The sequence below is a fragment of the Microtetraspora sp. AC03309 genome (assembly GCF_020826795.1).
Lineage (GTDB): Bacteria > Actinomycetota > Actinomycetes > Streptosporangiales > Streptosporangiaceae > Microtetraspora > Microtetraspora glauca.
Window position 1 is genome coordinate 31,641 of sequence record NZ_JADDIL010000051.1, and the last position, 11,488, is coordinate 43,128.

The window sequence follows — 11,488 nt, forward strand, 5'->3', positions numbered from 1 at the left end:
TCGTCATACGAATGGGCTCAGGCTGCTGACGTTCGCCCCGTCACCGGCGGAGGGGAATCAAGGCTGCTGCGTCTTCGGCGGCCTGGCGGGCCAGGTCGGGCAGTACCGAGGTGTAGGTGTCGGCGGCGATGGTGATGGAGGACAGGCCGAGGGTCTCCTGAACGACCTTGAGATCGTGTCCAGCAGCGAGGATGAGGGTCGCGGCGCCGTGGCGGAGGTCGTGCAGCCGTACGGGTGGAAGGTTGGCCTGGTGGGCGAGCCGCTCGAACTGGTCGGTCACATGGGCAGGGTGGAGGGCCGCGCCGTTGCCTTGGGTGAAAACGAAGTCGTTCTCCACCCGGTCGCCTCCCAGTACGAGACGTCGCCGCCGCTGCTCCTTTCGGTAGGTACGAAGCACCTTGATGGTCTCGCTGTCGAGGGCGACGTGGCGTTCGCCTGCTTCCGATTTCGGCTGTCCTTGATCCGTGGCCCAACCCAGCTGAGTGATCTGCCAGCGCACGGTGACGATCCCGGCTTTGAGGTCGACATCGCTCCACCGAAGTCCACATGCTTCACCGCGTCGCAGCCCTCGGAGGGCGATCAGGTGGTACAGCGCGTACAGCTCGTGGGCGCGGGCGGCGGAGAGGAAGGCTCCCGTCTGCTCCGGCGTCCACACCATGACGGCCGAGGGACGGGGCGTAGAGATGTAGATGTCGAGCGAACGCTTGCCACATGGCCGCTGATGCTCGGTGGCGAGCCGTTGCACGTAGTCGGCGCGCCAAGCTCGTACACGCTCGGGTGTCCAGATCAGTGCCTTTGGCCGCCTCCCGGACGGGAGTTCCACGAGGGCGGCGACGTTGATGTCGATGAGCCGCTGCTTGATCGCGGCGTTGAGCGCGGCCCGCAGCGTGGCGCGGATCCGCTGTTTGGAGGCTGCTCCCACCGGTCGGCGTCCCTTGACCAAGGCTCGGGTAGCCGTGTCGCCGGTCCTTCGGGCCTGTTCGACGGTGTCGTTGAGCTCGTCGATGGCGTCGAAGACGCTTGCCACATCGGAGACCTGGAGGCGATCAAGACGGATCCTGCCGATGTGGGGAAGGTAGTAGAGCCGGATGTGGCTCTGGTAGCTGCGGTAGGTGTTCTTCCGGAGCCCGATCCGGCTGGTCAGCCATTCGTCCAGCCAGTCACCCACGGTGAGACGCCGAGTGAGGTCGCGGCCGCTGCGGACTTGGCGGCGAAGCGCATCGGTATCCGGTAGCTGATGCGCCTCCTTCAGGCTGGTCAGGATGGCGTCGGTGATCTGGTTCAGGGTGTGGATGTCGTCAGGGTCGGCGAGCGCCAGGAGTTTCCGGGCGTGATCCATCTCCTGTTGGGCTGTGCCCTGGCTGTCGAAGCCGCCGCGTCGTAGCGGACTACGTCGCTTGCCATCGAGGTTCGGTGGCAGTTCCAACTGGTAGTGCCAGGTCCCATGTGTGGCGCTCCAGGCTCCGCCGATGCGGCGGAGCCTGGAGCACTTCTGGCCCAGTCGTCGGCCGTCTTCATCGCGGCAGCCGCACTGCTTGTAGGTCTTACCGGTCGCCATCGGCGCCCGCCTTCCTGCCCGATCCGTCGTTCTGCTGGAGGCCGAGCAGGGCGAGCAGGTCGGCGGTGGGCACCAGGTAGGTCTTGCCGATGCGGATGATCCGGCAGGGGAACTGGCCGGTTTTGGCCAGTTGGTAGCTCTTGGTGCGTCCCAGTCCGAGGGCTCGCCCGGCGGTGACCAGATCGATCACCGCCGGGAGCTCGGCCAGCTCCGTCAGGGACATCCCGTTCCTCATGCCGACACCCGAAAGTCGGTGGCACGGGCGGCCCCTGCCGGGGTGGTTGATCGACGCTCGGCTCCATGCCGGTGGTCAAGTGAAATCCGCTGGACCACCAGGGAAAATCCGCTGGCACCGGCGGCGGGGTTCCCCCTGATAGGCGCGCTGAGAGCGGTGGTCATCGCGCATCACCATCCGCCGCGGTGTCGCCGGTCGGGGTGGTGAAGATAAGCAGGTCCTCGTGGGCGATGGCGTGGACGGGGACACCGCGGGACTGCGCCCGGCGTGCCTCCTGGAGCTGGAAGAACGACGCACGAGACACGATCCGGTCATCGCGGACTCCGCACAGCAGGGCCGCGATCCGGTCGATCAGGACGAGCCCGGAGTGCTCGGCGACGTCGAGTACCTGTCCGGGCAGGTCGATCAGCTCGCCGCGCAGGCGGATCGGCCGGATGGTGATGGCCACGATGCCGCCGGGCCGCAGTAGATGCCGGCAGCCAGTGAGGATCTCGCCGAATCCCTCCATCAGGGTGACGAGATCGCGGTGGGCGAGGTTGCCCGGGTTGTGGCTGTAGCGGTGGTTCCACTTCTTGATTCCCGGCTCGCCGGAGTCCCGGGTGGAGCGGATATGCCCGTGGGTGGAGGAGCCGTACGGCGGTGAGGTCAGCACCAGAGCCACGCGACCCGCGCGGTCTCCGAGAAGGACGCGGATGCGGCGTGAGTCGCCGGCGATCACGCGGCTGGTGCCGGTCGCGCCTTGGCGGTGGGCGTGCAGCAGGTTTGCGACGGCGAGGTTCGCCCAGCGGGCCTCGTACTCCACGCCGACCGCCTCCCGCCCGAGGTGGACTGCCTCCACGAGGGTGGTTCCGATGCCGCACATAGGGTCGAGGACCAGATCGCCGGGCTGGGTGTAGGTGGCGATGACCTGGGCCGCGATCGTGGGCAGCATCTTTGCCGGGTGATCCATCGACGCGGGCAGGTAGCGGCCGGTCCGCTGGGTGCGGGAGGTCAGGTTGCCCGTCGCCCACACCGAAGGCATCGTCATCGTGTACCTCCATCGCTGGCGACCTTCGTGAACAGCAGGACGTCGGCATGTACGCCGACCGTCACGGGCGGCGCAGGCCGCCGGACGTCGTAGAGATGGCCGAGGCCTTCAGGAGCGGCCTGGACGACCAACTCGCCCTCGCGTACGGGAACGCGCAGCGCGATGACGTGCTGGGTGTAGGCGAACCCGACGGCGCGGGCGGCTCGGATCAGAGCGGGCGCCTGGTCGTATAGCTGTTCGCCTTCTCTGTGGGGTGCGGTGACGACGGCAAGGTGTCCGCCGTCGCCGAGGACCTGCCATGCGCCGCGCATCACGGCGGGCCGTTCGTTCGCGGAATCTCCGCTTTCCGGACAGGCGGGGCACTGCCGCCCGGAGTGGCATGGCGGCGCGTAGATCACCAGTCGGGCCGCTCCGGCCTGTTTGGCCAGTGCGGCATCCATCTGCTGAGGCGAACATGGCCGCAGGCGTACGCCGGTCAGCTCCTTGGCGGGGAAGATCTTCTGGAGCTGGGCGCGGATGGCCTGGGCGTGCGCGACCTTGGGCACGAGAGCGATTGCCTTCCGCGCTTGCAGTGCGGCGCAGGCGAGTGTGGCCGCGTTGATCGGGTGCGTCTCGACGATCAGCTCGCCGGGCTTGGTGCACGCGGTGATGAGGTGGCGGGCGAGCTCGATGCCGACCAGCGTGTTGCGGCGCGGACACCCGGTGGTGGCCTGGTCGCGTTCGGGCTGCTCGTCGGCGCAGAGCCAGACCGACAGCGGCAGGAGCTGTCGACCAGAGGTGGACGGTTTTGTCATTGCATGGTGACCCGAGGCGGTCACCGATCCCCAGCTACACCAGGAAATACCTCATGTCGCCCGCTCGATCGGACACCAAGTCGGCGAGTTATTGCCTTACGAGGAGCCCGACGATGGTGCAGATGTGGCCTCGATGACAGTCCTCGACAATGATGCTGTCCTACCCACCCCGACACCGGTGTGACCCAGCCCCGCTGGGTCCCGCGACTCCGCGCTGGCGACGCCGTCCGTCCAGGCACCATCACCGAGGGCATCGATCTGAGCTGGAGACTGCGGGACCTCGGGTGCACCGGTTGGTACGCCCTCGGCATCCTCATCTACCATTTGGCCACCGACCCCGCCCGGAACGCCCCCTTCTGTCGCCTTGTTGTGACCGCAACCGCGTCTGGCTCGCCTACCGGCGGCTGTCTTCCCTGCTGATCCCCGCCTATCTGGCGGCCTGGACGCTGGTAAGCATCGCCCGGGTCCGATCCCGTACGAACCCCGCCAGCTGGTCCCCGCTCTATGGGAAGGCATGAAGGGCGGGCACGGACAGCGCCAGCCGATGTTCTGGTCCACCGTGCTGCGGCTGACCTGGCCGGCCGATCGTGTGAGCCCTTTCGCATTGTCCGCGGAGAAACAAAACTGGCGACGTAAGGATCTCGTCCGTAGGTTCGTGGCGGTGCCATCATCGCCTGGACGGTCTCGGCGCAAGGGGACGTCTCCCGGTGGCATCCGTGCGCCGAAACGATCCGTGAACTGCCGAGCTGATTGCAGAGGTGGAGGGGCATGCGTCATCCAGGAACCATCCCTCAGTTGCCTGAGGCGTTTCGTCCGGGTGACTACGTTGAGATCGCCGTTGATCAGTACGGCGCTGATGTGGCCGGATCGGACGTGCGGTTCGCGCGCGTGGAACGGTGCGAGCACCTGCCGTCGGGAAGCATTGCCACATCTTTCGGCGACCAGCCCTGCGTCGCAATCCTCTGCCATGGGATGCCGGGGCCGCTGCTTCTCCACGGAGGCGATCACCGCATGCTGGCGCAGATCGATCCTGCGCGCGAAGAACACGACCGGCGGAGCCCTTGGTGGCAGCTCGACGGCGCACCGTTCTTCGCGGGTGCCAGGATTCGCCAGCTTGGCGATGGTGACGACTGGCGGTGCAGGGTCGACCCTGCCTCGTTTCGTACCGTCGCTTGGCCGAGCCGGGATGCGCCGCCACGTTCGCCGCGCCGCGCCGCCACCGTCACCATGCCCGCCAGCGCCCTGGCGCCCGGCGACTACCTGGAGGCGATTGGGGTTCGCTACCCGGAGGGCGACCGCACCGCCGATGAGGGGTTTGTACGCATCCAATGGGTCGGCGCCTTGGACCGGGATCTGGCCGCTCAGCTCGTCGCCCGGCCCGACTGGCACAACGATCGACTGGTGTTGGTCACCATGCGCGGCTCAGCCGATGTGCTTGTGCTGCGGCCGGACCACGAGGTGCGCATCCTGGCTTGGGTCAATCCCGAGCGGGCCGCCTGGGAAGGTAGCCTGGATGCGGAAGGTGAAGGTCCGCCTGGGCTAGTGAGCATCCAGGGCCTCCAGGCACCCACTCCCGCCGAGCTCGAACACGCCGCAGCTATCCGGGCTCAATGCCAAAGCCGCGTCCAGGTGCCGGACGATGAAATCAGTCTGTACCCGCAGCGCTACACCGATGCTGCTGAGCGACGCCAGCTGCTGGAGGGCGTCAACGGCGTGCGGATGGTCCCGCTGTCCGCTTTACCCTGGCCGCACAACCTCTTCAAGTGCGCGCATCGGCAACGAGCCGACGACGTCTTAGCCAGTTACCCAGCACCCGACCGTGACGGCGGGGCCGAGCAGATGTCGCAGGCCGCGCACGCCGAACTGTTCGGGCAAATGACCGCGGAGGATTTCGCCGCCTGCCTTTATCATCAGGTGAACTGGCAGGCCATCGGGGAGGTAGCCCGCCGGGCCGTGGAGCAGCACGACGGAGACTGGGAGGCCGCACTCGCGCGGTCAGACTCGCCCGCACTCACCGATGACGATACGACGTGGCTGAGCTACCTGTTCGCCGATCCGCTTTGCTGGAACGATGGAGAGGACAGCTTCGTCAACGGCCAGCACCGCGCGTGCGCGCTTCGCGTGGCAGGCGTGCCAGCGTGTCCAGTCGATGGCCGCTACATCCCCACCGACTCCTACCCTTCAGCATTACCCGCACGCGATCATGCCCAGCAGTTCGTGACGCAATTCTGGTTCGCCTACCTGAAGAAGCGCCTGAAAAGCGACGCCCTTGTCGCGGTGGCTGCACGGTTCTTGATCGCACGACCAGCCCTGCGTCGCCTCCTCTTCGGAAACCCGACCACGGCAGGCTCCCGGCCTGGTAGGAGCAGGCGAGGAGCCTCCGGGCAGAATTGAACGGCAATCGGGGACGAAACGCCCGGGCTTGCTTGGGCCTCAGCATGTACTCAAACCTGCTGCGGGACCTGACCGTCACGTTCTCCTCACGCACATCCCACAGCGCGGCGTGACAGTCGCTTCCTCGGGCCCGACTGATTCTTACCATCTCGCCATCGACAGTTCCGAGAGAGTGTGCCGCAGCCACGCCTTCCTTCACGGAACCGGAACCGGAACCGCCGGAGAGTCATCGCGATCGCTGGGCCGCGCTCAAGACCGCCAGGCACAGGGCCATCGCCGTGGCGAACGCCCCACCGCTCACCAGCGCCGATTCGGCGAGCCCCGCCCCAGTCTGGCTTTTCAGTATGCCCGCGACCAGGGCGACCACCAGGGAGAAAAGCGCGGCGACCGCCAGCCACAGGGAGCGAGCGGCACCCGGCTCGGGGGGAGGTTGCGAGTCCACGTGGAGATTCCTTTCTTGAAGATGGGTTCACGCCAGGTCAAGCGTGAGTGCACCGCTCATGAGGCCCTTGGTCAGCAGAGCGCGGGCGTCGGTGGCGGCGGTGACCAGCTGCCTGTGGAGTGAGATCTGCAGGTCGAGGTCGTGGAGCAGGGCGGCGACGCGCCGCTGTACGGCCATCGGGGGCAGCACTACCGGTAGCTCCCCGAATGAGCGGGCACTGATGGAGGGCGCTCCTGCCGCAGCCGAGCGGTTACGTACCCAGTCGAGTGCGTACGGCTGCGACAGGAAGGCCAGCAGATAGAGCGGATCAAAGACCTCCGGCCGGCGTGCACGCAGCCGGAACAGGTTGTGGTGCGGCAGCCACCCGTGCTGCCCGTCGCGCACCAGTGCAGGAGAGGTCAGCGCGCCGGACCGGATGCAGATGATGTCGCCGCCTTGGAGCAGGTATCGCTCGTGCGTCGCGGCGAATTCAGCCGAGATCTTCTCCTGGTCGGAGCCGGTGATGTGGCCGTCCCGCAAGTGTCTGGGCCGTACCAAGGGGACGGCACCATCGGATGAGCGCCGCTCGTCGCGTAGTTGCGCATACGAGGGACCCGCCTGGATCTCGCACACCTCAGCCAGCGTCGTGCGCGTCCAACCGTTTGGGAGCGGGGAGAGCGAACCGCCGGTCCCCTGGGCGAGCGCCGTAACGTGGACGCTAACCGCGCGGTCCGCCTCGTTCGCCTGCGCCCGCACATTGGCCAACCGCTCGAATGCGTCGATGGCCGCGCTCAACTCTCCGGCCGTACCTTCCGGCGGGTCGTCCGCCAGATAGTCGGCGGGGTTGAGCGAGAAGTCGTTGGCGCGGATGTCGCGGGGCGAAACCGCGATGCCGAGGCTGTCGCCTGTCGACTGGCAGTCACACCACTGCCGATATGTGGTCACGATGGCGTCCCGGTCGTCCGGGGGTAGCCTCCGGTGGTTGCGGGATTTCTCTGCTCGTTCTCGCGCGTCTATAAAGAGCACCGGCGCGCCGGGACTGCCCGGTCGGCGCAACAACCACACCGATACGGGCACATCCGTGGCGGGGAACAGCCTGCCCGGCAGGGCGATTATGCACTCGACCACGCCCGCGTCCACCATATTGCGGCGAATGTCCCGCTCCGCCTTGCTGGCCGATGTCCCAGCGCTCTGCGGCATGATCACGGCTGCCTTGCCGCCGTCTTCCAGCGATTGCAGGATGTACTGCAGCCAGGCGAAGTTGTCGTTTCCCACTGGCGGCACTCCGTATGGCCACCTCGCCGGGTTTCTGTCCCGCATCGTCGAGCCCATGTTGAATGGAGGATTCGTGATGATCACATCCGCCCGAACACCCGGCCGGCTCCCGTGAGCCTCCCATGGGGCGGCAGTTCCGACCTCCAGGCTCGCATCCGCACCGTCTAGAGCCAGATTCATCATGGCGTACCGGAGGGTTTCCAATCGGGGGCTCTCGCCGCGCACGCTCGCGCCCACGCCTGCCGCCTTGGCGGTCGCGACCAGCAACTCGCCCCCTCGAGCGTACGGGTCGTAGATGCGCTTGATCCCGTCTGCTCGGGAGACGACGAGGTCGGCCATAAGCCTGGTTAGCGCGCGAGGCGTGAAGAACTCACCACTGCGCAGCGCGACCTGTTCCTCGTACCTCCGAAGAAGCTGCTCGTACGTCTCGCGTCCGAGGTCGGCCGAAAGGCGAACGACCTCCCTGAGCTCCTGGACAGTGCGTGGAGTCAGCCGCACCAAGGAGTCCTGCAGTCCAGGGGGCACGCCACGTCGGCGCAGGGCCTCGTCCGCTGCGTGCCCGATGTCGCGGAGTAGTTCCTTGGCCCGCTTTGCGCTGTCGGTGCGCATGGCCAGCTCGCGTAGCCTTGTCCAGCGGTTTCGCTCGGCCACCCACAGGAAGTTGAGCGTGAGCAGCAGGGTCAGGTAGTCGGCCATGGCGGCAGAGCCCCTGACGCCGTCCGCTAGCGCCAGCAGCTCGTGCAGCCGTCGTACGTGCCCGCGGCTGGGCGAATCCCCGACTGCAGGAAGCGGCTCATCATCGGGCAGATTGCGCCGGACCCGGTCACCGTAGGTGGTGCCGAGAGGCTCATCATCGATCAATCTGTTGACCGGGACGCGCCGCTTATCCAGCCAGGTGAGCACACTCTCGAGCTGGAAGTATTCCGCCTCCCCTGCCGACACCGGCTTGGGAAAGGCCAGTTTCTTCTCCCAGTTTGTGACAGCCGGGCGTGTCACTTTGGCCCATTCCGCGATCTCCGTCCGGGTGATCAGCCGCCGGGCATTCCTCTGCTCCACCCGCATCTCTCGCTGCTGTGCCATGAGAACGACTGTAGAGGGAGCAACCCGGCTATCACCCCGTGCGCACCACCGGTGCGCATCCTAGGACTCCGCCATGCGTGGAGCCGTGCGTGAGCAGCCAGACCTGTCCTAATGCCCCTGATCTGCAGAAAAAACCATCGGTCGGCCTTCGTGTTGATCTTTGGTGATGTAGTAGTCGCCAAAAAGTGGGTTAACAGATTTCTGTGACGATCAATGATGGGGATAGCTTCCCTACCCACACTTCGCGAGGTGCTTGGTCGACTATCAAGGGCAGAGTAACTCCTAGAGGCAGCGGGCCGGTCTTGGGAACCTCGGCCGCGGCGACCACGGTAGGCATCGTCGACGTCACTCTGCCAGGGCAGCAGAAGGATTGGCACGTCCATGGGGGGTGCGTCGGGCCAGCCGGGGCGCAGGCGGGCGACAGGCCGCCAGCCCCCGCTTCGTGGAGCCGTTCGAGGGCCCAGGAGGCAAAGCTCGATGGGTGCCCTCTGCTGTCGGAGGCATCTCGTTCGCTCTCACGCGAGCTATGTGGGATTCGCTTCTAGGTGACGAGCCTCGCGTCGGGGCTCCCTGATCAGGTGATATTCGGGAATGCATCGTTGCAGTGCTCGCATCGCCGTTCGGCGAACCTCTCAAGGTTTCCCGCCTGTGCCCGCAGGGGATTCTCTGGGCTGATGCTGGTCCAGAGGCCTAGACGAGGTTGGGGGACCCGCCCCCAGTCGCGCTCCATGATCTCCTTGACGGCCGTGTGAGCGCACCCTCCCGGCAAGTGAGCGAACCGGTTGGGGGAGATCAGAATCTCGAAGGGGGCGAATGTCCTCGTTGGTCCGCCCGAGCAGGCGCAGCCCAGGCCCACGATAAGACCACATCGCTCGCAGAGGGTTTCCTTCATATGGACATTATCGGGAGCGGTGTCGAAGCTTTTGTGCGCTGGGACGGACAGTCCACAATTTCGATCGATGGTCTGATCGTCGAGGTCCCCAATTCGGTTGACATGCGGCGATTTGTGAAGATATGGGCCTATTGTCGGTTTTGGGCTGTTGGTCTCGTTGTCCTCATCTCACCCCTCGAAGTCTTTACTTGCTTATTGATCACCCCCTAGTGGAGCGCATTTCTCCAGGTGGGAGCGTGTTTTGGGGTGGCGTTCGATTCCTCCCGATTTGAGCATTCCGGAGTTGTTCTCGCAGGTCAGCGCGATTCGATACACGTCCGGGACGGCTTTCGGATGCCGCCCTGGAAGCGCTGGTCCCAAACTGTTTCCGAATTCTCCCCAAACCAGATGAGTGGCTGGACGTGTCCTGATCCATTCGGGCACGTCAACGGGGGTTCACATGCCACGAATCTCGTACGACCGGCCAGAAGCGCACCCGACCATCGCGCGGACGATCACCTGGGACCCGAGCCTGCTCGACACGGTCGAGCGGACTCTCAGGCAACTCTGCGAGGGCCCCGATCCGCTCGCCATCGACGGCAAGGCGATCGGGAACGGTCTGCCCGCCCGGCTCATCCCGCTCACCGAACTCCGCGCGATCCTGCTGCACCCCTCGGCCGACCGCACCACCCGCGACGCGGCCTGGCGTGAGCTCATCACCCAAGCCAGGACATACGGCGACGCCTGGACGATCGGCTGCGTCGGCGTGGCCCTGCCCGGCCTGCGACGCGTGATCTCCACCCTCTCGCGCGCACCCTCGGCAACTGACAGGGCGGACATCACCGCCGAGGTGGTCGTCGGCTTCGTCCACGCCCTCGACGACATCGACCTGGACCGGCCCCGCATCATGCTCCGGCTGTGCCGTATCGCGCGAAAGGCGGGGCAGCGAGCGCGCCGGGCCGACGTGGTTCCGGTTTCGCCGGACACGATCCTGCGGCCGATGTCGGCACCGCCCAGCGGCCACCCCGATCTGCTGCTCGCCGACGCCGTCGAGCAGGGGATCATCACGAGGTTCGAGGCCCAGCTGATTGGAACAACCCGCCTCGAAGATGTGAATCTGACCGACGTCGCGGAGACGCTCGGTCTCGGCTACGACGCGCTGCGCAAGCGCAGGAGCCGCGCCGAAGCCCGCCTGCGGGACGCGATCCTCGACGGCCGGGTCAGCACCAAGATTCACGACTCGATGTCCGATCCGGCCTTCTGATCGGCGTATTTCCCGAGTGTCAGAGGTCCGCACCGGCTGGCGAAGGCCAGGGCGGTCCACCGGTCCCCAGCCGCACCCGCCACCCGTATCCCGCGAAGGAGGAAACCCAGCGGCCCCGCCGGTCGAGTGCGGACCTCTGGCACCAGCGCCCGCTGTCATCGAGGAGGCTTTCATGCCCACGCCATCGCGCTCGGGACACCGCCGGATGGGCATCACCTGGACCCGCTGCTGGACCTTCGCGCTGATCGCCGTCGCAATCGTGCTTTGCACGTCGCCGGCCTGGGCCGCGGATCTGCTCGCCGCTCCGTCCTCGTTGAATCAGGTGATCGACAACCTGCGCAACGTTATCGTCGGCCTGCTCGTCGGGCTGGCCACGCTGTTCCTGACTATCGGGGGCGTCCGCTACATGCTGGCCGGAGGCGACCCCGGTGAGGTCGAGGCCGCCAAGAAGACGCTCCGGTACGCCGCCTTCGGGTACGGGATCGCCGTCTTGGCGCCGCTTCTGGTCAACATCCTCAAAGGGATCGTGGGGGCGTAGTGATGCTTCGTCGTCGTTCCCCTACGGCCCG

At 66.4% G+C, this 11,488-nt stretch carries 9 protein-coding genes; 3 read left to right on the forward strand and 6 right to left on the reverse strand.

The genetic code is table 11. The features are described 5' to 3' along the window. Nucleotides 1-40: 40 nt before the first annotated feature. From IMZ11_RS26865 to IMZ11_RS26880, 4 genes are all read right to left on the reverse strand, one after another. Nucleotides 41-1,558 (reverse strand): tyrosine-type recombinase/integrase, encoded by a 1,518-nt coding sequence (locus IMZ11_RS26865; protein ID WP_228645216.1) that lies wholly within the window; start codon nt 1,556-1,558, stop codon nt 41-43. Beyond that, complete coding sequence (locus tag IMZ11_RS26870) at nt 1,545-1,781, reverse strand: helix-turn-helix domain-containing protein (protein WP_228645217.1); 237 nt, start codon at nt 1,779-1,781, stop codon at nt 1,545-1,547. The genes IMZ11_RS26865 and IMZ11_RS26870 overlap by 14 nt, the downstream gene beginning before the upstream one ends. Before the next feature lie 172 nt (nt 1,782-1,953). Further along, nucleotides 1,954-2,820: a TRM11 family methyltransferase gene (locus tag IMZ11_RS26875; RefSeq protein WP_228645218.1), complete on the reverse strand. Its 867-nt coding sequence runs from the start codon at nt 2,818-2,820 to the stop codon at nt 1,954-1,956. Continuing rightward, nucleotides 2,817-3,614: a hypothetical protein gene (locus tag IMZ11_RS26880; RefSeq protein ID WP_228645219.1), complete on the reverse strand. Its 798-nt coding sequence runs from the start codon at nt 3,612-3,614 to the stop codon at nt 2,817-2,819. Before IMZ11_RS26880 ends, IMZ11_RS26875 begins: the two co-directional genes overlap by 4 nt. A gap of 768 nt (nt 3,615-4,382) precedes the next feature. Here IMZ11_RS26880 and IMZ11_RS26885 point away from each other — a divergent pair. Next, nucleotides 4,383-6,008: a hypothetical protein gene (locus IMZ11_RS26885; protein WP_228645220.1), complete on the forward strand. Its 1,626-nt coding sequence runs from the start codon at nt 4,383-4,385 to the stop codon at nt 6,006-6,008. A gap of 226 nt (nt 6,009-6,234) precedes the next feature. Here the strand turns inward: IMZ11_RS26885 and IMZ11_RS26890 are convergent, their stop codons facing one another. After that, complete coding sequence (locus IMZ11_RS26890; RefSeq protein WP_228645221.1) at nt 6,235-6,450, reverse strand: hypothetical protein; 216 nt, start codon at nt 6,448-6,450, stop codon at nt 6,235-6,237. A gap of 27 nt (nt 6,451-6,477) precedes the next feature. Beyond that, nucleotides 6,478-8,784 (reverse strand): type I restriction-modification system subunit M/S, encoded by a 2,307-nt coding sequence (locus IMZ11_RS26895; protein WP_228645222.1) that lies wholly within the window; start codon nt 8,782-8,784, stop codon nt 6,478-6,480. Between the two features lie 1,331 nt (nt 8,785-10,115). Here IMZ11_RS26895 and IMZ11_RS26900 point away from each other — a divergent pair. Both IMZ11_RS26900 and IMZ11_RS26905 read left to right on the forward strand, forming a co-directional pair. Continuing rightward, on the forward strand, nt 10,116-10,919 hold the full coding sequence (locus IMZ11_RS26900; protein ID WP_228645223.1) for a hypothetical protein: 804 nt from the start codon (nt 10,116-10,118) through the stop codon (nt 10,917-10,919). A 172-nt stretch (nt 10,920-11,091) separates the two neighbouring features. Further along, a complete protein-coding gene (locus IMZ11_RS26905; protein ID WP_228645224.1) occupies nt 11,092-11,457 on the forward strand; it encodes a pilin in 366 nt (121 codons plus the stop codon). Nucleotides 11,458-11,488 lie beyond the last annotated feature (31 nt).